The sequence below is a fragment of the Mesorhizobium sp. B2-9-1 genome (assembly GCF_006439455.1).
Lineage (GTDB): Bacteria > Pseudomonadota > Alphaproteobacteria > Rhizobiales > Rhizobiaceae > Mesorhizobium.
The window spans coordinates 151,633-173,482 of the sequence record NZ_VFTP01000007.1; the positions used below are offsets into that span (position 1 = coordinate 151,633).

The window sequence follows — 21,850 nt, forward strand, 5'->3', positions numbered from 1 at the left end:
TAGTCCGCGCTACTCGGCCGCGTCGCGGATGCCCGCCGGCGTATCGGGGATTCCGGATGGCTTGTCCGGGAAGGTGCAGATCACCGTGGTGCCCCTGTCCTGGCCGGTCTCGATGCGCACGGTTCCGCCATGCAGTTCGACGAAGCTCTTGACGATCGAGAGCCCCAATCCGGCGCCGCGCCGCCGCCCGCCATTGGCGCGCGGCTCGAAGCGGCGGAAGACCGATTCCAGCACGTCCGGCGGCATGCCGGGGCCGTCATCATGCACCGAGAACTCGACGCCGTCGGCCAGCCGGCGGCAGGTAAGCCGGATCGTGCTCGCCTCCGGCGCGTAATTGGCCGCGTTGCTGAGCAGGTTGTAGAGGATCTGGCGGATGCGGGTCTCGTCGCCATGGAAGCTCGCCGGCGCCTCCGCCGCATCGATCTCGAGCTTGATCCGGTGCTCGTCCAGCCGGTCGGCGACCAGCTCGGCGGCCGCGGCGATCGTCCGGTCGATGTTCATTTCGGAGATGTCGAGCTGCATGATGCCGGCATCGACGGTCGCCAGGTCGAGGATATCGTTGACGATGGTGAGCAGCACCGATGACGACGAGCCGACATGCTCGACATATTCGCGCTGCTTCGGCGTCAGCGGCCCGGTCGCGGGCAGCGACAGAAGCTCGGTGAAGCCGATGATGTTGGTCAGCGGCGAGCGCAGCTCATAGGACACGTGCTGCACGAATTCGTTCTTCAGCTGGTCGGATTTCTCCAGCGCCTCGTTCCTGTCCTTCAGCGCCCGCTCGACATTGACGGTGTCGGTGACGTCGACGAAGGTGATCATCACCTGGCCGTTGGGCAGGTGGATCACCGCGTAGCTCAGCACCGTCCCGTCGACGAGCTCGATCTGGCCGCGGCGGTCGCGGCGCTCGTCGTCGAAGCCGGTGACCGCGGCGACGAAGCCGCCCCAGGGGCTGTTCGCCGCACGCTGGTCGCACAGGTCGCGGATCGCCGAAACATGGACGTTCGGCTTGACCGCCTCCACCGTCAGCCCCCACAGCGCGACGAAAGCCGGATTGGACAGCCTCAGCCGCCCGTCCGGACCGAACACGACCACGCCTTCGGCGAGATTGTCCAGCGTCTCGCCCTGCACCCGCACGGCGGTCTGGTAGCGGCTTTCGAGGTCCATCTTCTCGGTCAGGTTCTCGAACACCCAGGTGACGCCGCCCTTCGGCTGCGGGTTCGCCACGACGCGGATCGTCTTGCCGTCCGGCAGGTGCCACCAGTGTTCCTGCGATTCGACGGCGCGATAGGCGCTGAGCAGGTTTTCCTTCCAGCGCCGCCATTCCGGCTGCTCGGCGATCCTGCCTTCGCTGCGCAGCCTGTCGAGCAGCAGCGTGTTGGAGGGAGCGCTGAGCAGGAAGCCCGAATCGAGGCCCCACAGCTTCTGGAAGGCCTGGTTGAAGAAGCGCAGCTTTTCCTCGGTGTCGAAGATCGCCACGGCGGTGTTCAACTGGTCGAGCGTGTCGGCATGGCTGCGCACGGTCCGCTCATATTCGGCGCGGATCGTCTCGGCAGCGCTGGTGTCGCAGGCGAGCCCCGCCGAACCGTCGGCGCCGGCGAAGTCGGTGACCGCGAACATGCGGCGATCGCCTTCGATCACGGTGGAAAGCGTCTGTTCGAAGACCGGGCGCGACTTGTGCTGCTCGGCGATCTGATCGCGCGCCTGGCCGCCAAGGAATTCCGTCGCGTCGCGCACGGCCGCGGCGGCGCTTCCTGCTTCCACGGCCTCGGCATAGGCGCGGTTGACCCATTGCAATCGCCCGTCCGCGCCACGCAGCCATGCCGGCATCTTCAACGCGTCGAGCAGGCCGATGATGGTGTCGTAGTCGGCGCTGAGCCGCTGGTTCTCGATCTTCAACCTGGCCTGGTTGCGCAGCGTCTCCGACAGCGAGACGAAGCGCACCAGCACATGCGCCGCGCTCTTGCGGCCATGCACCTCCAGCGGCACGCCGGCCTGCGTTTCGATGACCAGATCGAAGGTCTTCGCCTGTTCGCGCAAGGCGGCAACCGCGTGCTCCAACGCCGCCGCCGAGCGCGGCATCAGCCAACGGCCGAAAGCGAGGAAGGCGGACCTGTCGTCAGGCGCGCCGCTTTCCAGCGGCAGGCTGCCGATGAGTTCGGGTTTCTTGTTGTCCGTGGTCCACACGATCAGGCGCTGGTCGCGCAGATTGAGCAGCGCCTCGGAACGCTGCAGCGCCGCGTTGACGTCCGCGATGCGGGCCCTGAGCTGCAGGTTCTGCGAGGCGGTGCGTGCGCGCTCGCGGATAAGGAAGATGGCCGAAACCAGCGCCGCGCCCATGACGCCCACGAACATGGCGAGCTGCATGACTTCGAGCGTGCTGACCGGCGCCGTGGCCCTTGCCGGAATGCCCGTCTCGGCGTGGGCGGTAAAGGCGAGCAGCGGGCCGGCAAGCGTCGAGGTCGCAAGCAGCAGGGCCAGCCGCGAGCCGGCACGAAAACCGCCGCGGCTCACGCCGGGGCCGGCATCGTTCGAATCCTCATGGCCGCCGGAAACGGCCTTTCCCGCGCGTGGCGGGTAATCCCCCGGCATGTCTTGGTCCTCTTCGCCGCTTGAATGCAAGACCGCCCTGATGCGTCCCCGGCCCAACATGTCCCCGGACCGCGAATCACAACAATAACGCTTGCTGGAATCGGCGTGAAGAATCATTGGCGCAAAAAATAAAGCCGGATGGAAAGTCAACCACCCGGCTTCAATATATGGTAGATAATTTCGCTTTGGTTAATAGCGGTAGTGTTCGGGCTTGAACGGGCCCTGCGGCGTCACGCCGATATAGGCGGCCTGTTCGCCGGACAGCTCGGTCAGCTTGGCGCCGAGCTTGTCAAGATGCAGCCGCGCCACCTTCTCGTCGAGGTGCTTGGGCAGCACATAGACCTGGTTCTCGTACTGGCCGTGCTTGCTGAAAAGCTCGATCTGCGCCAGCACCTGGTTCGTGAACGAGGCCGACATGACGAAGCTCGGATGGCCGGTGGCGTTGCCGAGATTGAGCAGGCGGCCCTCGGAAAGGAGGATCATCCGCTTGCCGTCCGGGAAGGTGATCAAATCCACCTGCGGCTTGACGTTGGTCCATTTCAGATTGCGCAGCGACGCCACTTGGATCTCGTTGTCGAAGTGGCCGATATTGCCGACGATCACCATGTCCTTCATCGACCGCATATGGTCGAGCGTGACGACGTCCTTGTTGCCGGTGGTGGTGATGACGATGTCGGCGGTGGGCGCAGCGTCTTCCAGCGTCACCACCTCATAGCCGTCCATCGCCGCCTGCAGCGCGCAGATCGGGTCGACCTCGGTGACCTTGACGCGGGCGCCGGCGCCGCGCAGCGAGGCCGACGAGCCCTTGCCGACATCCCCATAGCCGCAGACCACCGCGACCTTGCCCGCCATCATGGTATCGGTGCCGCGGCGGATGCCGTCGACCAGCGATTCCTTGCAGCCATATTTGTTGTCGAATTTCGACTTGGTGACGGAATCGTTGACGTTGATCGCCGGGAAAGGCAGCAGGCCCTTCTTCTGCAGCTGATAGAGGCGGTTGACACCGGTGGTGGTCTCCTCGGTGACGCCGCGGATCGCTTCCCGCTGCTTGGTGAAGAAGCCGGGCGAAGCCTTCAGGCGCTTCTTGATCTGGGCGAACAGGATCTCTTCCTCCTCGCTGCCGGGATTGGACAGCACGTCCTCGCCGGCCTCGGCGCGCGCGCCGAGCAGGATGTACATGGTGGCGTCGCCGCCATCGTCCAGGATCATGTTGGAGGTACCGCCATCGGTCCACTGGAAGATGCGGTCGGTGTAGTCCCAATAGTCTTCCAGCGACTCGCCCTTGATGGCGAAGACCGGAATGCCGGCCTCGGCGATGGCCGCGGCCGCGTGGTCCTGGGTCGAGAAGATGTTGCAGGAGGCCCAGCGGACGTCGGCGCCCAGCGCCTTCAGCGTCTCGATCAGCACCGCCGTCTGGATGGTCATGTGCAGCGAGCCGGTGATGCGCGCGCCTTTCAGCGGCTTCTTGGCGCCGAACTCCTCGCGGCAGGCCATCAGGCCCGGCATTTCGGTTTCGGCGATCTCGATCTCCTTGCGGCCCCAGCCGGCAAGCGAGATGTCGGCGACCACATAGTCCTTGCTACCCGTCATGGCAGTGCTCCGGTGTGATTTTTTCTCAAGGCGCGCCGACGCCGGGAGGCGCATGGGAGGGCGCGGTTGCCGGCTTGACTACCAGATCGGTCGCCGCACGACAATGGGACATAAAGAAATCTTTATGCGCGCATGTCTTGCGTGTCGTCCAAAAGCGCGGAACGGTTTTGGGAAGACGACATGCATCCAACAAAAAGCGTGACTAGATTTCCTCGCCGAAACGCGAGGCGATCAGCTGCTCCAACGCATCCATGGCCGGCACGGCTTCCGGGCCGCTGGCGATGACGCGGATCGAATAGCCTGGGCTCGCCGCCAGCATCATCAGGCCCATGATCGAGGTGCCGCCGACCTTCACGCCGTCCTTCTCGACATGGATGGTGGCGTCGAAGCCGCTGGCGACCTGGACGAACTTGGCCGAAGCACGCGCATGCAGGCCGCGCTGATTGATGATCGGGAACTCCCGCACCACCTCATCCGTCCGCGGCGCCGATGCGTTCATTTGCTGCTCAGGAGCTGGCTGGCGACGTTGATGTATTTACGGCCGGCCGCTTGCGCTTCGTCGAGCGCGGCTGCCATGTTGTCGCCCTTGCGGATCGAGGAGAGCTTGATCAGCATCGGTAGGTTCATGCCGGCGATGACCTCGGTGCGGCCGGATTCCATCACCGAGATGGCGAGGTTGGAAGGCGTGCCGCCGAACATGTCGGTGAGCACGATGACGCCTGCGCCGGTGTCGACGCGCGCGACCGCGTCGACGATGTCGGCCCGGCGCTGCTCCATGTCGTCGTCGGCGCCGATCGCCACGGTTTCAAAACTGTCTTGCGGCCCGACGACATGCTCTACGGCATGTCGGAACTCGGTAGCGAGTTGACCGTGCGTCACGAGCACGAGTCCGATCATTCTCTGGTGGCTCCCGTCATCGCCGCTTCACAGGCGTATCTTATGTTCGCCAGCCATTCCAGGCGGCGGGAGCGCTATCTTGTCGACGCACGGCCGGTTGACAAGCCCAAAATTGCGGCGGCCCGGGCCATTTTGACGCATCGCAGCAAAAAAACCGGAGCGGATCATGAAAAAGGCTGGATCGACAGCCGCGCCATCAGCATGGGCAGCGCGGCGGTGACATTTCGCTGGGCGATGTCGACGCGGGGCAGCCGGCATCCGCCGATCGTCTCCGTGGTCTCGTCCTGCAGACGCGTCATGTCGGCCGGTTCGACAAGCCGCGCCACAAGGTCGATCACGGCGGCCGGTTCGAAAGCCAGCGGCCGCGGTCCGATGCCGTGCACCTCGGCGAGGCCGGCGATGCTCGCCGGCGTGCGGCACACCAGCCGGCCGCCATGCGCGGCCGCAAGCAACTGGTCGTCGCCGACCAGCCGGGCAAAAAGGCCCTGCGCGCGGCAATGATCGACAAGCGCCAGCGCCAGCGTCGTCTTGCCGGCGCCCGACGGCCCGGTGATCAGCACGCCGCGCTCGCCGACCAGTATGGCCGTCCCATGGATGTTGCGGGGCTTTGCGGCGGCGCCTGGCATGTCGGTTCGGCGATCAGCCTTCCGCCGGCAGCGTCACCACGAAACGCGCGCCCTTGATCTCGCCGGGCTTGGTGCCGGGGATGTTCTCGGCCGTCAGCGTGCCGCCATGTGCCTCGACGATCTGGCGGCTGATCGACAGCCCGAGGCCGGAGTTCTGGCCGAACGCCTCGCCGGCCGGCCGGTCGGTATAGAAGCGCTCGAAGATGCGATCGATCTTTTCGGCGCGGATACCCGGGCCGTTGTCGTCGACGGTGATGATATTGAACTTGCCCGCGCGCGCCAAAGAGATCGCTATGTGGCCATGCTCGTCCGGCACGAAGGAACGCGCGTTCTCGATCAGGTTGGTGATGACCTGGCCGATCCTGAGGTCATGGCCGACAACGAAATAGCCTTTGGCGCCGGCCGGCAGCTTGGCGACCTTGAGGTCGATCTCGACGGCCTTCTTGTTGCGCGTCGTCTCGCGCGAGACGGCGATGAGGTCGGTGATGAACTTCTTCAGGTCGACGGTCGCCGCATCGTCGCGCGCCAGCTCCGCATCGAGGCGGGACGCATCCGAGATATCGGTGATCAAGCGGTCGAGCCGCCTCACATCGTGCTGGATGATCTCCATCAGGCGCGCGCGAGAAGCATCGTTTTTCGCCAAAGGCAGCGTTTCCACGGCGCTGCGCAGCGACGTCAGCGGGTTCTTCAACTCATGCGACACGTCGGCGGCAAAACTTTCGATCGCTTCGATTCTCGCGTAAAGCGCATTCGTCATATCGCGCACGGCAATGGACAAATTGCCGATCTCGTCCTGACGATCGGAAAAGTCGGGGATTTCCTCGCGGCTCTTGACGCCGCGCCGCACCCTGACGGCGGCGGCGGAAAGCCGGCGCAGCGGATTGGCGATGGTGGAGGCGAGCAGCATCGACAGGATCGCGGTGACGAGCGCCGCCACCCCGAACACGCGCAGAATCGCCTTGCGCTCGGCCGCGACGATCTTGTCGATGTCGCCGCCTTCGGTGGACAACATCAAGACGCCGAGCACGGCGCGGAAGCGCTGGATCGGCACCGCGACGGAGACGATCTGTTCGCCCTGCTCGCTCACCCGCACGATGGTCGAAGGGCTGCCGGTCAGCGCCTTGACCACTTCGGGAAAGGCCGCGCCGTTGCCGCCGGGCTGCTCGTGGTAGACCGGCAGGTCCTTGTTGCGGAAGAAGTCGAAGATGAACTTCTCCACTCGCTCCACGACGCCCGGCTGTTCGTCGTCGACGGGCGGCAGGTCGTAGCGCAGGATCTGGCCGCGCGAATAAAGATGCCGCGAATCGAGCAGCAGGTTGGCGTCGCGGTCATAGATGCGGGCGCGGGTGCGCGTCGGCGAGATCAAGCGTCGCAGCACCGGCGCGACGCGCTCGGGATTGATCGGGAAATCGAGGTTGTCGAGCTGGTCCGACCCAGGCCCCAGGCTTTCGCCCGCCTGCAGCTCCAGCAGCTTTTCCGGGTCGATGCTGATCGAATCGGTCTCGACGGTCGCCGAAGCCGCGATCGCGCCGGCGATGATCTCGCCCTGCGTCATCAGGCTTTCGACGCGCGCGTCGATCAGCCCGTCGCGAAAGGTGTTGAGGTAAAGGATGCCGGTGACCAGCACGGCGAGGCCGGCCAGGTTGAGGAACAGGATGCGCCGCGTCAGGCTGGAGAAGATGTGATGGCCGAGAAACCGGCGCATCGGCACCGTGATTTTCGAAACGAAGGCGGGCACGATCCGCGGCGGACGCCTTGCCGCGCCCGCCCGTCTGCCTCGCTCTACTTCCACTGCCATCGAATAGCAGGCCCTGCTTGGTTAGTGAGTAGTGAGTAGTGAGTAGGCAGTAGGAATAATGTTGGCTGACCGCGGCTATGCATGAGTGGCCGCTCGCATCATTCAAAACTGACTACTGACTATTCCCTACTGCCTACTGCCTATCTCATGCCTCGCGGAACCGGTACCCGACTCCGTAAAGGGTTTCGATCATCTCGAAGTCGTCGTCGACGGCCTTGAACTTCTTGCGCAGCCGCTTGATGTGGCTGTCGATGGTGCGGTCGTCGACATAGACCTGTTCATCATAGGCTGAATCCATCAGCGCATCACGGCTTTTTACCACACCCGGGCGCTGCGCCAGCGAATGCAGGATGAGGAATTCGGTCACCGTCAGCGTCACCGGCTCGCCCTTCCAGGTGCAGGTGTGCCGCTCCTGGTCCATCACCAACTGGCCGCGTTCGAGCGAGCGGGCCTGCTGGCTGGGCGCCTTGGCCGCCGCCTCGCGGGCGCTGGTGCGGCGCAGCACGGCGCGCACGCGCTCGACAAGCAGGCGCTGCGAGAACGGTTTGCGGATGAAGTCGTCGGCGCCCATCTTGAGGCCGAACAATTCGTCGATCTCGTCGTCCTTCGACGTCAGGAAGATGACCGGGAGGTCCGATTTCTGGCGCATGCGGCGCAACAGCTCCATGCCGTCCATGCGCGGCATCTTGATGTCGAGGATGGCGAGGTTCGGCGGTCGCGCCGCCAGGCCTTCCAGCGCCGACGCGCCATCGGTGTAGGTTTCGACCCGATAGCCCTCGGATTCGAGCGCGATCGACACCGAGGTCAAAATGTTGCGGTCGTCGTCGACAAGCGCGATTGTTGCCATTTCAAGCGGCTCCCTCATGAGCTGTCCCTTCTGTCGTCGAGAAGGGGCTTTTGCAGGACAAATTGGGTACAAAATGTGGCACGGGCCTTGTCCGAAGTCACGGGCGGCCTGCCGTCACACGCCATCGCACCCACAGTGGGATTGGACGAACCGAGCCTGCCAATCCTTTGGGCAACCTCTACGGTTTTTTGCATATATAAACGATTTAAACAACTTTCAAATTTTTTAAATCGATTAATGATTTGATATCATTCGGCTTTTCTGGTTCTGAACCTGACGGCCCCAGCGCGGGCTCCGGGAAGTAACCGGTCAGATGCGGCCAAATCCAGAGAGGAAATTTGATGTCGGAAGCCGGCAAACGCAACCCCGACTGCGCCATCGACGCGATCGGCCTGAAGACAATGGGCATCGTGCGCTATAATTTTGGCGCGGCCGAACTCTACGAGGAAGCGATCCGGCGCGGCGAGGCGAGGTTGACCGCGCAGGGCGCGCTGGTCGCCGAGACCGGCCAGCACACCGGGCGTTCGCCGAAGGATAAATTCGTCGTGCGCGACGAGGCGACCGGCGGCCAGGTCTGGTGGGACAACAACAAGGCGATCTCGCCGGGTGAGTTCGAAGCGCTGCTGGCGGATTTCAAGGCACATGCAACCGGCAAGGACCTCTACGTGCAGGACCTCGTCGGCGGCGCCGACGCCAATCTGAAGCTGCCGACCCGGGTCGTCACCGAATTCGCCTGGCACTCGCTGTTCATCCGCAATCTTTTGATCCGTCCCGAAGCCGCGGAGATCGAGCATTTCGTGCCACAGCTTACGATCATCGACCTGCCCTCCTTCCGCGCCGATCCGGCGCGTCACGGCACCCGCACCGAAACGGTGATCGCGGTCGACCTCACCCGCAAGATCGTTCTGATCGGCGGCACCTCCTATGCCGGCGAGATGAAGAAGTCGGTTTTCACCATGCTGAACTATCTGCTGCCGTCAAAGGGCGTGATGCCGATGCACTGTTCCGCCAATGAAGGTGCGGACGGCGACGCGGCCGTCTTCTTCGGCCTGTCCGGCACCGGCAAGACGACGCTGTCGGCCGACCCGTCGCGCACGCTGATCGGCGACGACGAGCATGGCTGGGGCCCGCACGGCATCTTCAATTTCGAGGGCGGCTGCTACGCCAAGACGATCAGGCTGTCGGCGGAGGCCGAACCGGAGATCTTCGCCACCACGCAGCGCTTCGGCACGGTGCTGGAGAACGTGGTGCTCGACGCCGGCCGCGTTCCGGATTTCAACGATGGCAGCCTGACCGAGAACACGCGCTGCGCCTATCCGCTGGATTTCATCCCCAATGCCTCGAAGACCGGCCGCGCCGGGCATCCGAAGAACATCATCATGCTGACCGCGGACGCCTTCGGCGTCATGCCGCCGATCGCCAGGCTGACGCCGGCGCAGGCGATGTACCATTTCCTGTCGGGCTATACCGCCAAGGTTGCCGGCACGGAAAAAGGCGTCACCGAGCCGGAGGCGACGTTCTCGACCTGCTTCGGCGCCCCGTTCATGCCGCGCCATCCGTCCGAATACGGCAATCTGCTGCGCGAGCTGATCGCCGGCCACGGCGTCGACTGCTGGCTGGTCAACACCGGCTGGACCGGCGGCGCCTACGGCACCGGGCGCCGCATGCCGATCAAGGTGACGCGCGCCTTGCTGGGCGCAGCGCTCGACGGTTCGTTGAAGTCGGCCGAGTTCCGCACCGACGCCAATTTCGGCTTCGAGGTGCCGGTGGCGGTCCCCGGTGTCGACGGCGCCATTCTCGACCCGCGCTCGACCTGGGCGGACAAGGCCGGTTACGACCGCCAGGCCGCGAAGCTGGTCAACATGTTCGCCGTCAATTTCGAGAAGTTCGAACGCCATGTCGACGCGACCATCCTCGGCGCGGCGCCGCGGATGCAGGAAGCGGCTGAATAGCAGTCACTGCCAATGTCTTCCTCCAGGGCCTGGCTCGCGCCGGGCCTTTTCTTTTTGCCGCCGTCGCGTCATGAGTGCGTGCATGGCGAGCGACGACGATATCATCATCTCCGGCGAAGCGGTCATCCGTCCTGGCGACCTGCATGAGGACTTCATCCGCTCGTCCGGTCCGGGCGGCCAGAACGTCAACAAGGTGGCGACCGCCGTGCAGCTGCGCTTCGACGCGGCGAACGCATCCGGCCTGTCCGAGCGCGTGCGCGAGCGCGCCATCAAGCTGGCCGGCCAGCGCGCCACCAAGGACGGCGTCATCGTCATCGAGGCAGGCCGCTTCCGCACCCAGGAGCAGAACCGCGCCGACGCGCGGGCGCGGCTAACCGCGCTGATCGCTAAGGCGGCCGAGCCGCCGCCGCCGCCGCGCAAGAAGACCAGGCCGTCCAAAGGCGCCGTCGAGCGCCGCCTGAAGAGCAAGGCAGGCCGGTCGACGGTGAAGAAGCTGCGCGGCCGAGTCGAGAACGATTAGAGCAATTCCACGAAAAGTGAGAGCGGTTTTCCGTCCGGAATTGCGTCAAAACAAGAGACAGAGCGGTTCGCCGTTTCCGTGAAACGGTGAAGCGCTCTAAGCACGGTTGGATTAGCTGCTTCCAATTCAGGGTTGCAGATGGCAGGCTCCGATTGCTGCAACAACGAAGAAGGAACTCGACTCGCACAAGCTGGGCACGGACGGCGTCCAGGTGACCGTCCAGGGCGACACTGCGGTGTTGAAGGGTACGGTCAACGATCAGTCGGTCTTCGAAAAGGCGGTGATCGCCGTCGGCAACACGCTGGGCGTTTCCAAGGTGCAAGCCGACGAGCTGAAGGGTCGCGCCCGAGGCCGGCACGGCGGCGCCGGCCAAGGAACCGACGCTCTATACCGTCCAGAAGGGAGACAACCTCTGGAAGATCGCCGAGAAATCCTACGGCAAGGGGAAGGGCGCGAAGAACAACATCATCTTCGAGGCCAACAAGCCGATGCTGGCGCATCCCGACAAGATCTATCCCGGCCAGGTGCTGCGCATACCGGATATCGACCAGGCTTGACCGGCCATATCACGGGAATCTGGAAACGGCGGCTTTCGGGTCGCCGTTTTCTTTTGCCGGTGGCATGCTCGGCCAGTCAGCCGCATCGGTAACCGGATCGATCCATGCTCGTTCTGCCCAAAGGCGTCCGCCATATGCCGGGCTACCTCGCGCGCCCTGCTCAGGAAGCGCTGGTCGAGGAGATCAGGCGCGTCGTGCAGGCCGCACCCCTTTACGTGCCGGCCATGCCGCGCACCGGCAAGGAGATGAGCGTGCGCATGACCAATTGCGGCGCGCTTGGCTGGGTGACCGACAAGGAGCGCGGCTATCGCTATCAGCCGACGCATCCGGTGACCGGCGAGCCCTGGCCGCCGATCCCGGAAACCCTGCTGGAATTATGGCGCGAGGTCTCGGCCTATCCGCATCCGCCCGAGGCATGCCTGGTCAACTTCTATTCGGCGGATGCCAAAATGGGCCTGCATCAGGACCGCGACGAACAGGATTTCGCCGCGCCCGTGGTATCGGTTTCGCTGGGCGACGACTGCCTGTTCCGGGTCGGCCAGGACAGGCGCGAAGGCGGCACCAAGTCGTTCAGGCTGAAGAGCGGCGACGTCGTCGTGCTTGGCGGCGAAGGACGCCTCGCCTTCCACGGCGTCGACCGCATCTATCCGGCGACATCGGCGCTGCTGAAGAATGGCGGCCGCATCAATCTGACGTTGCGGCGGGTGACGGTGCCAGGCTGAGCATGCCTGGCGTCGGGGCAACGCGATCTTAAGCATACCCGGGCTACAACCGCGGTTGCGAAACCGAGATCGCGATGCAACCTGATTGGATCAGAACCAGAAGCCTTTTGGACGTGGCCATCGTCACGGTCGTGTCGATCATCGCCGCATGGATGACTTGGTTCTACCTGAGCTTTCTGTGGACCTTGGACAGCAGAGGCTTTTCCACGCTGTCGCACAGGCTCCCCTACTGGGACTTCACCAACCTCTGGGCAGGCTCGCGCATGGCCATCGAGGGCCACGTTGCCGTTCTCTTCGACGTGGAGGCCTACCGCGCGGCGCTGCGCGCGATGTTCTCACCCGACCTTCCAAATCAGGAATGGAGCTATCCGCCGAACATCCTCCTGCTCGGCGTTCCGCTTGCCACCTTGCCGATTCTGCCCGCCTATCTGATCTGGACGTTCGGGACCGTGCTGTGCCTGTGGCTGGCGATCCGGCCGCTGAAGCTCGGAGCGGCCCTGGAACTGGCGATTGTCTTGAGCCCCGCCGTCATCTGGAACTCGGTGTTCGGCCAGAACGGCGCGCTGACCACCGCGCTGTTGATCGGAGGCCTTGCCGTGGCGCCCAGGCGTCCGCTGCTGGCCGGAATCCTGTTCGGCCTGCTGACGATCAAACCGCATCTCGGCATTCTCGTGCCCTTCTGCCTGCTAGCCAGCGGCAACTGGCGCGCCATTCTCGCGGCCATCGGCACCAGCGTCGTGATCGCCCTCGCCACCGGCCTGTTCTTTGGCTTCGATGTCTGGCGCCTATTCCTGACCGAAACCCGCCCCTTGATGACGGCGATCATGGAGGCGCCTTATCCGCAGCCCTATCAGTACAACGCAATAACGGTGTTCTTCACGGCGAGAGCTTTCGGCGCCGGGGTGACCTCCGCCTATGGCGTGCAGGCGGTCGCAACCATCGCTTCCATCGCCGCGGCGATCTGGCTCTGGCGGCCGGGCCGCGTGGTCTCCCATCAGGAACGCGTGGTGCTTACCGCTGTCCTCGCAATCCTGGCCACGCCCTATGGCTACACCTACGACACGATCAGTGTGGCCGTAGCGGTGGCGATGCTCGCCGCGATGGTTTCCAGGCCGCCTCGGCTGATCCTGGCGATTTGCTGGCTCGGGCCTTTCGTCGCGCATTTTTTCACTTGGGGCGGATATTGCGTCGCTGTCCTGATCCCGCTTTTTCTTGCCGCGTGGATGCTGCATTCGATCCGGACGAGAGGCCGGAAGACTCAACTCTCGGGAGAACCGTCCCTAGCCTGAAGCAATTCCAGGATCCGTGCGCAGCGATAGGCTCGGCGGCTTCGCCGCAGCCCTCCGTTCGCCGCAGGAAATATGAAGAATGGCGGCCATATGATTTGAGGCGGTCGCGGGTCCTCGTGCCTGACTAATTCCGGCGTTGCGATGCAGCACCCGTACCTCGCCCCGCGCGCACCACGCCATCTATGACATCAGCGGCAGGAAAAGCGCGACGCCGACAAGCGCCAATTGATCTCGATTAACCAGTGCCGCCCTAATTGTTTTCGGCGATATCGCTGCGGATGAACAGGGTTACCGAGGCGTTCTGATAGAGCAGACGATAGTCCCGCAAAGCCTTTGCGATCAAGGGGCTGTCACGCAACGGCGCCGTTGCGTGCGGCTGCGTCAGATGGAGCTTTATAGGTACGTCCGGTCCTGCGGTTCCGTCATCGGCAACGATATCGGGCCGTTTCGTGGTCAACTCACTGGCGATCGCCTGCGTGTATTCCGCCCGCAAGGCTTCGAGCCGAAGCCGGGTCGCGGCATCCGGCCCGGACTCGATTAGGACTAGGGCATCATTGACCATCCAGCCGGACGGGTGGCGCCCAACCATGCGAGCGCCGGTCATTCGGACGAGCGGATTGCCGATCTGCAGCCCCGAGCCGATCGATATAAAGGTCGGGTGATCGGCGATCCGGTTGATGGCGGCCGTCGCCGCGTCGAGATCGCCACGCGGTTCGACGAATGCCAGGCCTTGCCGTGGCGCGACGGTCGTTACGAACAAAAGCAGACCCAGCCCTACACCCGCCTTTGCCATCGCAGGCAGGTCGCGCTGTGGCCGCAACCGGATGAACTGGAGCACAAACGCCAACATGCCGAGCGTCAGGAACGGCATCGCCTGATAGGTCCAGCCTTTGCCCAAGACGACAAACCCAGGGACATAGCCAACACCTGCCAGCAGCAGAATCTTCGCATCGCGATGGGGCCGGTCAGGGTAGGCCATAGCCAACGTTGCCGCAGCCATGGCCACGAAAATCTTCACCGGCAAGAGCATCAACACGTCGACGACCGGCAAGCGCATCGGCAAATAGACCTCACGCAGCAAAGGCAGGACATCGCTGAAGAAGGGCTGCATGAAAATCACAAGCACGACCAGATAGGCGACGGTCAAAACAGCGCCGAAGACATTCTCGGTCGTCAGCAGAGGCCGCGCCGAGCGTCGCTGCGCGGCAAGGATCAGCACCGGGCAAGCCAGCGCCAGCACGCTGAAGGGCGGTTTGATCATGACGAAAATCGCGGCGCCAAGCCCTGCGGCAAGCCGCTCGGCCGTGCTGCCGGCGCGGAAATCCGCTGTCCGGTCGCGTGCCGCAAGCAGCGCCAGCCAAGGCAAAAGGCAGATGACTGCGATTTGTTCGCGCTGGCCGAAATCCGCCGGCGACAGCGCAAGCAGAAGAAACACCAAAACCGGAACTGCCCAGACGAATCGCGTCAGCGTTTGGTCGGCACGTACAAGGATTCGAGCTGAAAGCCAGACCGAACCGATTGCCAGCACTACCATGCCGAGCCCCACCCAGAGCTCCGCCGAAAGCCCGGTCAACCGCTCAAGAATCAGGAATGGCAGATAGAGCCAGGTGGAAAAGGGCGGATTGGCCTCGGCGACGTCGACATATAGGCGTTCGCCGCTCAGCACGCGGTCGCCGACGGTCAGCAGCCACGACACGTCGACATTGCCCGGCAAGACGCGCGAGACGACAATCGCATAGAGCGCGATCAACAATGTTGCGGCGGCCGGCAGGCCAAGACGAAATGCAGTTCCGGCCTGACGGGGCCGCAGATCGGCCTGCTCGCCTGAAGCAACCAATGGCGCATCCATGCCGGGAGCCTCAATAGCAGTACAGCGTTTGTGGCTTAGTTTCTAACGGACCGGCAGTTAAGCGCGCTTTAACCGGCAGACACCGCTCAAAATTTTCCTCGCGACCTCTCCCGAAAAGGACGGCTGCGGATCACTCTGCCTGGGCAGTTCCTGCATTGCGCAGCAGCACTTGAAGTTCGTCATTCTCGGCAATCTGCCGGTAGCCTCGCAGGAAATTGACGTAGTCCTGCCACCGGGCAAGCTCCGCATTCCAGTCCCTGTCGATTTTCTCGACGATTATCATGGCAGGCTTCTGGTTCTCGAGTTCGGCGATCTTGCTCTCGATGTAGCGATCGGCGATCTGCCGGTAGTGGGATGCCGCCTCCTGGTCGCCGTCCCGGCTTGCGATGCCCGAAAGATAAAGCGCCTGTTCACCCAGCCAGTCGTTGCAATGGCGTGAAATCCATGTCCCGCCGAGCATCCGGGTAAGCGGATGGCCCCCCGAGATGTCGGCGCCGACTAGCGCGACGGTCGGCTGAGGAGCCGCGGCCTTAAGCTTGGCGACAAACTCTGCACTGAGCTTCTGTGTCTGCATGAACGGGATGGCGGCGGCGGCAATGATGGCAGCCAGCAGCGTCTTGTGCCTCAGGTCCGTTGCCGTGCCCGACGACTCGTATGTCGATGGGCCAGCTTGCGCCATCCTCAACAGGAGCGCCGCCAGAATCAGGCTGAAGGCCGGAAACGCGTGATAGGCCCAGCCCTTGGCCTGGTAGATCAGCGGCACGGTTGCAGCCAGCGAAGCAAGCGTGAACACGATGATCAGCGGCGACAACGGCAATCCTGGGCGAAGAAAGCGCAGCGCCAGCAGCGCGATCAGGTAGATCGGCCCATAGGTCGTCAGCAACGCCTCCATATTCTGGATCCGCATGTAGGTGTCGGCCAGCACCGGGTAGATGACGCTTAGGAATTCCGGATGGAAATACTGCACGGCGACGATATAGGCGACGCAAATCAGGCCGATCGTCCAGTACTCGACGGCGAAAAGCGTTCGGATCGACCGGCGGTTCCAGGCCGCGTAGAGCGCCGGAACGAGCACGACCAGGGCATAATAGGGCTTCACCAGCACCAGGATGCTGCCGCTCAATCCGGCAAGGAGGGCCACCGGCAGGCTGGGCATTCGATCGTCGATTGGCGCCGCGCGCCAGGCCGTCAGCATGAGCAACGGCAAAAACAGCGCGATCCCGAGATGCTCCCGCTCGCTGAAGGCATTGCCGGGGAAGATGACCAGCAGCGCCAGAAAAAGAGGCAGCAGTGAAAACAGGGTGCGGTTCTCGACAAAACCCGCCCGCCTGGCGATCCATGCGGCAAGGCCCAATCCCGCCAGGCAGATCGCATAGCTGTAGGCATGAACCGCGATTTCAGGCGAGATGCCGATCTTATGCGCGAGCGCCACGGCCGGCATGAACATCCAAAGCGTGAAAGGCGGATTGACTTCGAAAATATCGACATAGAGCCGTGATCCGGCAAGCATCCGTTCGCACACGGTGATCACCCAGCTCGTGTCGGATATGACGCCCCATCGCATCTGCCAGGGAACGGCGGCCGCCAGCACCAGAAGGCAAAAAACCACGGTCCATGTCCGCGTGTTGCGCGCGTCGCTGATCGGCGCGTCTGCCGTCGGGCTGTCGAGGACGGCGGTCATCGGCTCCGTCCTTCGGGGCAGAGGGGGCCGTTGGCGTTGATGGGAACGCCTCCCACGAGGACAGGCTTGCACAACGCCACGAGCAGGGGCGGCAAGGCCTCTTCATTGAAGTCCGGAATGACCAGTGAATAGACCGGGACCTCGCGTCCCGCGGCATTGCCCGCATCGATCACCGGTTCCCTCCCGACACCCGCTGGAGTTTGGCTGGCGACGCTAGTCGGGATTGCCTAAGGCGCCGTTAAGGGGTCACAATTTCCTTAACGCCACTTCCTCGACCAGGTGGTTGGTGCCCTTGCGCAGGATGAGGTCGGCCCGCGCCCTGGTCGGCAGGATGTTCTCGCGCAGGTTCTTCAGGTTGATGTTGGCCCACAGCCCCTCGGCGATGGCCCGCGCGGCATCCTCGGAGAGCTGCGAATAGCGGTGGAAGAAGGAGTCCGGGTTGCGGAAGGCGGTTTCGCGCAGCCGCATGAAACGCTGGATGTACCATTGATGGATCAGCTTCTCGTCGGCATCGATATAGATGGCGAAATCGAAGAAGTCGGACAGGAACGGCACGATCTTGCCGTCCTTCGGCAGCTTGCCCGGCTGCAGGACGTTGATGCCTTCGAAGATCAGTATGTCCGGCCGGTCGATGGTGACGAACTCGCCGGGAATCACGTCGTAGGTCAGGTGCGAATAGACCGGCGCGCTGACGCTGCTTTGCGCCGACTTGATGCCGGACAGGAATCTGAGCAGCGCGCCGACGTCGTAGCTCTCGGGGAACCCCTTGCGCTCCATGAGGTTTTCGCGGCGCAGGATCTCGTTGGGCAACAGGAAGCCGTCGGTGGTGATGAGGTCGACCTTCGGGCTCGACGGCCAGCGCGCCAGAAGTTCCTTCAGCACGCGCGCCGTGGTCGACTTGCCGACCGCGACCGAGCCGGCAATGCCGATGATGAAGGGTGTCTTGACGACGTCCTGCGCGTTGAAAAAGGCCTGGCGCTGCCGGAACAGCAACTGACTTGCCTCGACATGGGCCGAAAGCAGCCGGGACAGCGAGAGGTAGATGCGCTTGACCTCTTCGAGGTCGACCGGGTCGTTGAGCGAGCGCAGCCGGTCGATCTCGTCCCCGGTCAACGTCAGCGGCGTGTCGGCGCGGAATTGCGACCATTGCTCGGCGGAGAAGAATCGATAAGGGGAATACTTCTCGGTCGGAGCCAGCTGGTCCATCAGGTTTCCTGCCCTCCTAGAGCGTGCCGCCGAAAAGTGCGAAGCCGGGTGACATCATGCTCTCTCTTTCGATCAGCCCTGGGGCCGGGATGCCTTTTCGGCGGTACCCGAGCGGCCGGTTCGGCCCTCAAGCTCCTTCAGCACCTCGTCAAGCCGAATGCCCGCGATGCCAAGGACGACCAGCCAATGATATATAAGATCCGCGCTTTCCGAAACGACGGCTTTCTTGTCTCCCTTGACGGCGGCAATCACCGTCTCGACGGCTTCCTCGCCGAGCTTCTGCGCCGCCTTGTCGATGCCTTTGGCGAACAGCTTCGCCGTCCATGAGTCGGCGTCGCCGGAATGGGCGCGCTGATGGATGATCGTTTCCAGCTCGGCGAGTGAAAATTGAGCCATAGCAGCGGTTTAAGTCCGATGGGCGGCCGAGTCCAGCCGCATCGGCAGGCCGGCTTTGGCCATATGCGTCTTGGCTTCGGCGATGGTGTAGGTGCCGAAATGGAAGATCGAGGCGGCGAGCACCGCGCCCGCATGGCCGTCGCGGATACCCTCGACCAGGTGATCGAGCGTTCCGACGCCGCCGGAAGCGATCACCGGCACACGCACCGCGTCGGCAATCGCCCGGGTGAGCGCGATGTCGTAGCCGGCCTTGGTGCCGTCGCGGTCCATCGAGGTCAAAAGGATCTCGCCGGCGCCGCGCTCGACCATGCGCTGCGCGAATTCGACCGCGTCGATGCCGGTCTTCTCGCGTCCGCCATGGGTGAAGATCTCCCAGCGGCCGGTGTCGCCTTGCGCCGATACCTTCTTGGCGTCGATCGCCACGACGATGCACTGATTGCCGAATTTATCGGCGGCTTCCGCGACGAAATCCGGGTTCTTCACCGCCGCCGTGTTGATCGACACCTTGTCGGCGCCGGCTAGGAGCAGCTTGCGGATGTCGGCCACCTGGCGCACGCCACCGCCGACGGTGAGCGGCATGAAGCACTGCTCGGCCGTTCGGGCAACCACGTCGAAGATCGTCTCGCGATTGTCGGACGATGCGGTGATGTCGAGGAAGCAGAGCTCGTCGGCGCCAGCGGCGTCATAAGCCTTGGCGGCCTCGACCGGGTCGCCGGCATCGACGAGGTCGACGAAATTGACGCCCTTGACCACGCGGCCGTTTTTTACGTCGAGGCAGGGGATGACGCGGGCCTTGAGCATCACTTGCGCTCCAGCGTCGAGAGCAGGTCGACCACCAGCGCGCCGACCAGCGGCGGCACGTCGCCCTTGGGATCGAAGGCCGGGTCGTAGGCGGAAATGGTGAGCCCGGCGATGGCGAGCGGCCCGGCGAGACCGCACATGGCGGTGCGCAGCTGCTCGGGCGCCGGACCGCCGGGCGTGGTGTAGCGATTGGCCTGCAGCTTCTCGGGGTCATGCACGTCGAGGTCGACATGCATGTGAACCTGGCGTGCGCCGTCGGCCTTCAGTCTTTGCGCGGCGCTCTTCCAGTCCGGGCATTCGGTCCGGATGATCGGCAGCTTTTCCAGCAGTTCCTCTTCCGCGCTGTCGAGGTCGCGCGCATTGACCAGAACGCAGCGCGACGGATCGACCGGCTTGAAGCCCGGGATCTGCGCCGCTATCGATCGCCAGCACAGGCCCAGCACGGTGGCCAGCGCCATGCCGTCGAGAAAGCCCGTTGTGGTGGTTTCCGGCGTGTTGAGGTCGCCATGCTGGTCGGCCCAGATGATGGCGTCGGCACCGGCACCGGCCACGGCGCCGGCGGCGGTCAGGCAGTTGCCGGCCAGCACGATCGGAAACCGCTTCCTGTCCAGCGCCATGCGGACTTCGCCTGAAACGGCGTTGCAGACGGCAAATCCGGTACCGATCTCGCGCTCGGCTTCGTCCTCGACCACCTTGCCGATGTCGCTCACCTCGACATCGTGGCCGGCGAGCTTCAGCGCCTCGGCCAGCCCGCCCGAAATCAGCGCGTCCGGGCCCTGGCCGCAGCCGCCGTGGAAATGGCCGCTGTCATAGGACGCCAGGATGATCGAAATGTTCACGCTCTTGCCTCCGCCCGCTCGCCGCGCAGGATCGCCAGCGCCTCGGCCGGGTCAATACGGCCGTCATATAGGGCGCGGCCGGAGATCGCGCCTTCGAGTTTTTGCGCGTCGGGCATGGTCATGCGCACGATGTCGGCGATCGAGGCGAGGCCGCCGGAGGCGATCACCGGAATGGACACGGCCTCGGCGAGGTCGATGGTCGAATCCCAGTTGATGCCGGTCAGCACACCGTCGCGGTCGATGTCGGTGTAGATGATGGCGGCCACGCCCGCGCCCTCGAATTTCTTCGCCAGCTCGATGACGCCGAGCTCGGAGGCCTCGGCCCAGCCTTCGACCGCGACCTTGCCGCCCTTGGCATCGATGCCGACCGCTATTTTCCCGGGAAAAGCCTTGCAGGCCTCCTTGACCAGGTCGGGTTCGCGCACCGCCACGGTGCCGAGGATAACGCGCGTCAGGCCGCGATCCAGCCAATCCTCGATCTGCGGCAAGGTGCGGATGCCGCCGCCGAGCTGCACCGGGTTCTTCGTCGCCTTCAGAATGGCGCCGACCGCCGCCGAATTGACGCTCTGGCCCTTGAAGGCGCCGTTGAGGTCGACGACATGCAGCCACTCGAAGCCCTGCTCCTCGAAGGCTTTCGCCTGCGCCGCTGGATCGTCGTTATAAATGGTGGCCGTGGCCATGTCGCCGTGCTTCAGGCGCACGCATTGGCCGTCCTTCAGATCTATTGCCGGAAACAGGATCATCGGTCAGGCGCCCTCGACAATGACGAAATGGCCGGTCGAAGAGGCGAGCCGGAACTTCGAGGCATGCTGATATTCAGGTGAATGATAGCATTCGATCGCCTTGTCGTAGGACTCGAACTCGACCAGCACGTGACGGTTGCCGGTCGCTCCTTCCGGGCTCTCGTAGCGTCCCGCGCGGACCGGGAACTTTGCGCCGTATTTCGCGAAGGCGACAGCGTTCGCTTCGATATATCGCCTGTAGACGTCCGGATCGCGGACATCGATCATCGCCATCCAATAGCCCTTCTTGCTCATTGTCAGGGCCTCCACTTCAGGAAATTCGTGATCAAGGCCAGGCCGAGCGCCTGGCTCTTCTCGGGATGGAACTGCGTGCCGGCGAGGTTGTCGCGGGCGACGGCCGCCGTCACCGCGCCGCCATAACCAGTCGTCGCCACGATCTCGACCGGGTTCTTCGCGTCCAGATGATAGGAATGGACGAAATAGGCGTGCAGCCCCTTCGGGCCGGTCTCGATACCGGAAAACAGCGGGTGCTTGCGTTGGAGTTCGATCGTGTTCCAGCCGATCTGCGGGATTTTCAGCGCCGGATCGGACGGCGTGATCTCCTTGACGTCGCCAGCGATCCAGCCAAAGCCTTTGGTGACGGTCTTCTCCAGCCCGCGCTCCGACATCAGCTGCATGCCGACGCAGATACCGAGAAACGGCCGCCCCTTGACGATCGCGACCTCTTCCACCGCCTCCCACATGCCCGACACCGCATGCAGGCCGGCGGCGCAGTCGGCATAGGCGCCGACGCCCGGCAGCACGATGCGGTCGGCGGAACGCACGCGCTCGGCGTCGGCCGTCAGCTCGATCGTCGCGGCAAGGCCCGCCTCATGCGCGGCGCGCTCGAAGGCCTTGGTGGCCGAGCGCAGATTGCCCGAGCCGTAATCGATGATTGCCACCCGCATG

At 64.0% G+C, this 21,850-nt stretch carries 20 protein-coding genes and 1 pseudogene; 5 read left to right on the forward strand and 16 right to left on the reverse strand.

Annotated elements, in window-relative coordinates:
• Nucleotides 1–9 precede the first annotated feature (9 nt).
• The 7 genes from FJW05_RS15615 to FJW05_RS15650 form a co-directional block, all read right to left on the reverse strand.
• Nucleotides 10–2,589, reverse strand: coding sequence for a PAS domain-containing sensor histidine kinase (locus FJW05_RS15615; protein ID WP_140633621.1), 2,580 nt, complete (start codon nucleotides 2,587–2,589; stop codon nucleotides 10–12).
• Nucleotides 2,590–2,778: 189 nt separating this feature from the next.
• Nucleotides 2,779–4,179, reverse strand: a complete 1,401-nt coding sequence (ahcY, locus tag FJW05_RS15620; RefSeq protein ID WP_140546868.1) for an adenosylhomocysteinase — start codon at nucleotides 4,177–4,179, stop codon at nucleotides 2,779–2,781.
• A gap of 202 nt (nucleotides 4,180–4,381) precedes the next feature.
• Entirely contained in the window at nucleotides 4,382–4,678 is a 297-nt protein-coding gene (locus FJW05_RS15625) for an HPr family phosphocarrier protein (protein WP_095767997.1), read from the reverse strand.
• The gene (locus tag FJW05_RS15630) at nucleotides 4,675–5,076 is read right to left on the reverse strand and encodes a PTS sugar transporter subunit IIA (RefSeq protein ID WP_140546869.1); all 402 of its coding nucleotides are present in this window, start codon (nucleotides 5,074–5,076) and stop codon (nucleotides 4,675–4,677) included. The genes FJW05_RS15625 and FJW05_RS15630 overlap by 4 nt, the downstream gene beginning before the upstream one ends.
• A gap of 164 nt (nucleotides 5,077–5,240) precedes the next feature.
• Entirely contained in the window at nucleotides 5,241–5,702 is a 462-nt protein-coding gene (locus tag FJW05_RS15640; RefSeq protein WP_140633624.1) for an HPr kinase/phosphorylase, read from the reverse strand.
• 13 nt (nucleotides 5,703–5,715) lie between these two features.
• Nucleotides 5,716–7,500 carry a sensor histidine kinase gene (locus FJW05_RS15645; protein ID WP_140546871.1) on the reverse strand — a complete coding sequence of 595 codons (1,785 nt, stop codon included), beginning with the start codon at nucleotides 7,498–7,500 and terminating at the stop codon, nucleotides 5,716–5,718.
• A 145-nt stretch (nucleotides 7,501–7,645) separates the two neighbouring features.
• Nucleotides 7,646–8,347 carry a response regulator transcription factor gene (locus FJW05_RS15650; RefSeq protein WP_006201274.1) on the reverse strand — a complete coding sequence of 234 codons (702 nt, stop codon included), beginning with the start codon at nucleotides 8,345–8,347 and terminating at the stop codon, nucleotides 7,646–7,648.
• Nucleotides 8,348–8,688: 341 nt separating this feature from the next.
• Here FJW05_RS15650 and FJW05_RS15655 point away from each other — a divergent pair, with 341 nt between their 5' ends.
• From FJW05_RS15655 to FJW05_RS15675, 5 genes and pseudogenes are all read left to right on the forward strand, one after another.
• A complete protein-coding gene (locus FJW05_RS15655) occupies nucleotides 8,689–10,299 on the forward strand; it encodes a phosphoenolpyruvate carboxykinase (RefSeq protein WP_140633627.1) in 1,611 nt (536 codons plus the stop codon).
• Between the two features lie 82 nt (nucleotides 10,300–10,381).
• Nucleotides 10,382–10,819, forward strand: a complete 438-nt coding sequence (gene arfB / locus FJW05_RS15660) for an alternative ribosome rescue aminoacyl-tRNA hydrolase ArfB (RefSeq protein WP_140633630.1) — start codon at nucleotides 10,382–10,384, stop codon at nucleotides 10,817–10,819.
• Between the two features lie 115 nt (nucleotides 10,820–10,934).
• Nucleotides 10,935–11,376: pseudogene (lysM, locus tag FJW05_RS15665) on the forward strand (peptidoglycan-binding protein LysM).
• Nucleotides 11,377–11,480: 104 nt separating this feature from the next.
• Nucleotides 11,481–12,098, forward strand: coding sequence for an alpha-ketoglutarate-dependent dioxygenase AlkB (locus FJW05_RS15670; protein WP_140633632.1), 618 nt, complete (start codon nucleotides 11,481–11,483; stop codon nucleotides 12,096–12,098).
• A 131-nt stretch (nucleotides 12,099–12,229) separates the two neighbouring features.
• Nucleotides 12,230–13,387 carry a glycosyltransferase family 87 protein gene (locus FJW05_RS15675; protein WP_246673452.1) on the forward strand — a complete coding sequence of 386 codons (1,158 nt, stop codon included), beginning with the start codon at nucleotides 12,230–12,232 and terminating at the stop codon, nucleotides 13,385–13,387.
• Nucleotides 13,388–13,637: 250 nt separating this feature from the next.
• On the opposite strand, the gene FJW05_RS15680 is transcribed toward FJW05_RS15675, so the two are convergent.
• From FJW05_RS15680 to hisH, 9 genes are all read right to left on the reverse strand, one after another.
• The gene (locus FJW05_RS15680; protein ID WP_140633635.1) at nucleotides 13,638–15,053 is read right to left on the reverse strand and encodes a hypothetical protein; all 1,416 of its coding nucleotides are present in this window, start codon (nucleotides 15,051–15,053) and stop codon (nucleotides 13,638–13,640) included.
• Between the two features lie 313 nt (nucleotides 15,054–15,366).
• Nucleotides 15,367–16,917 (reverse strand): hypothetical protein, encoded by a 1,551-nt coding sequence (locus FJW05_RS15685; protein ID WP_140633638.1) that lies wholly within the window; start codon nucleotides 16,915–16,917, stop codon nucleotides 15,367–15,369.
• A 246-nt stretch (nucleotides 16,918–17,163) separates the two neighbouring features.
• On the reverse strand, nucleotides 17,164–18,123 hold the full coding sequence (gene coaA / locus FJW05_RS15690; protein ID WP_140543266.1) for a type I pantothenate kinase: 960 nt from the start codon (nucleotides 18,121–18,123) through the stop codon (nucleotides 17,164–17,166).
• A gap of 72 nt (nucleotides 18,124–18,195) precedes the next feature.
• Nucleotides 18,196–18,519 carry a phosphoribosyl-ATP diphosphatase gene (locus FJW05_RS15695; protein WP_140633641.1) on the reverse strand — a complete coding sequence of 108 codons (324 nt, stop codon included), beginning with the start codon at nucleotides 18,517–18,519 and terminating at the stop codon, nucleotides 18,196–18,198.
• 9 nt (nucleotides 18,520–18,528) lie between these two features.
• Nucleotides 18,529–19,320: an imidazole glycerol phosphate synthase subunit HisF gene (gene hisF, locus FJW05_RS15700; RefSeq protein ID WP_140633644.1), complete on the reverse strand. Its 792-nt coding sequence runs from the start codon at nucleotides 19,318–19,320 to the stop codon at nucleotides 18,529–18,531.
• Nucleotides 19,320–20,159 carry an arginase family protein gene (locus FJW05_RS15705; RefSeq protein WP_140633647.1) on the reverse strand — a complete coding sequence of 280 codons (840 nt, stop codon included), beginning with the start codon at nucleotides 20,157–20,159 and terminating at the stop codon, nucleotides 19,320–19,322. Before FJW05_RS15705 ends, hisF begins: the two co-directional genes overlap by 1 nt.
• The gene (gene hisA, locus FJW05_RS15710) at nucleotides 20,156–20,902 is read right to left on the reverse strand and encodes a 1-(5-phosphoribosyl)-5-[(5-phosphoribosylamino)methylideneamino]imidazole-4-carboxamide isomerase (protein WP_140543270.1); all 747 of its coding nucleotides are present in this window, start codon (nucleotides 20,900–20,902) and stop codon (nucleotides 20,156–20,158) included. The genes FJW05_RS15705 and hisA overlap by 4 nt, the downstream gene beginning before the upstream one ends.
• 3 nt (nucleotides 20,903–20,905) lie before the next feature.
• Nucleotides 20,906–21,196 carry a DUF1330 domain-containing protein gene (locus tag FJW05_RS15715; RefSeq protein ID WP_140633650.1) on the reverse strand — a complete coding sequence of 97 codons (291 nt, stop codon included), beginning with the start codon at nucleotides 21,194–21,196 and terminating at the stop codon, nucleotides 20,906–20,908.
• Nucleotides 21,197–21,198: 2 nt separating this feature from the next.
• The gene (gene hisH, locus FJW05_RS15720; RefSeq protein WP_140633653.1) at nucleotides 21,199–21,849 is read right to left on the reverse strand and encodes an imidazole glycerol phosphate synthase subunit HisH; all 651 of its coding nucleotides are present in this window, start codon (nucleotides 21,847–21,849) and stop codon (nucleotides 21,199–21,201) included.
• Nucleotide 21,850 lies beyond the last annotated feature (1 nt).

What these genes read in the sequence shown, in the direction of transcription:
- ahcY (WP_140546868.1), bottom strand. Translation starts at nt 4,179, where the DNA reads ATGACGGGTAGCAAGGACTATGTGGTCGCCGACATCTCGCTTGCCGGC.
- FJW05_RS15655 (WP_140633627.1), top strand. Translation starts at nt 8,689, where the DNA reads ATGTCGGAAGCCGGCAAACGCAACCCCGACTGCGCCATCGACGCGATC.
- FJW05_RS15650 (WP_006201274.1), bottom strand. Translation starts at nt 8,347, where the DNA reads ATGGCAACAATCGCGCTTGTCGACGACGACCGCAACATTTTGACCTCG.
- hisA (WP_140543270.1), bottom strand. Translation starts at nt 20,902, where the DNA reads ATGATCCTGTTTCCGGCAATAGATCTGAAGGACGGCCAATGCGTGCGC.
- FJW05_RS15625 (WP_095767997.1), bottom strand. Translation starts at nt 4,678, where the DNA reads ATGAACGCATCGGCGCCGCGGACGGATGAGGTGGTGCGGGAGTTCCCG.
- FJW05_RS15670 (WP_140633632.1), top strand. Translation starts at nt 11,481, where the DNA reads ATGCTCGTTCTGCCCAAAGGCGTCCGCCATATGCCGGGCTACCTCGCG.
- FJW05_RS15615 (WP_140633621.1), bottom strand. Translation starts at nt 2,589, where the DNA reads ATGCCGGGGGATTACCCGCCACGCGCGGGAAAGGCCGTTTCCGGCGGC.
- FJW05_RS15695 (WP_140633641.1), bottom strand. Translation starts at nt 18,519, where the DNA reads ATGGCTCAATTTTCACTCGCCGAGCTGGAAACGATCATCCATCAGCGC.
- coaA (WP_140543266.1), bottom strand. Translation starts at nt 18,123, where the DNA reads ATGGACCAGCTGGCTCCGACCGAGAAGTATTCCCCTTATCGATTCTTC.
- hisH (WP_140633653.1), bottom strand. Translation starts at nt 21,849, where the DNA reads ATGCGGGTGGCAATCATCGATTACGGCTCGGGCAATCTGCGCTCGGCC.
- FJW05_RS15685 (WP_140633638.1), bottom strand. Translation starts at nt 16,917, where the DNA reads ATGACCGCCGTCCTCGACAGCCCGACGGCAGACGCGCCGATCAGCGAC.
- FJW05_RS15640 (WP_140633624.1), bottom strand. Translation starts at nt 5,702, where the DNA reads ATGCCAGGCGCCGCCGCAAAGCCCCGCAACATCCATGGGACGGCCATA.
- FJW05_RS15645 (WP_140546871.1), bottom strand. Translation starts at nt 7,500, where the DNA reads ATGGCAGTGGAAGTAGAGCGAGGCAGACGGGCGGGCGCGGCAAGGCGT.
- hisF (WP_140633644.1), bottom strand. Translation starts at nt 19,320, where the DNA reads ATGCTCAAGGCCCGCGTCATCCCCTGCCTCGACGTAAAAAACGGCCGC.
- arfB (WP_140633630.1), top strand. Translation starts at nt 10,382, where the DNA reads ATGGCGAGCGACGACGATATCATCATCTCCGGCGAAGCGGTCATCCGT.
- FJW05_RS15715 (WP_140633650.1), bottom strand. Translation starts at nt 21,196, where the DNA reads ATGAGCAAGAAGGGCTATTGGATGGCGATGATCGATGTCCGCGATCCG.
- FJW05_RS15630 (WP_140546869.1), bottom strand. Translation starts at nt 5,076, where the DNA reads ATGATCGGACTCGTGCTCGTGACGCACGGTCAACTCGCTACCGAGTTC.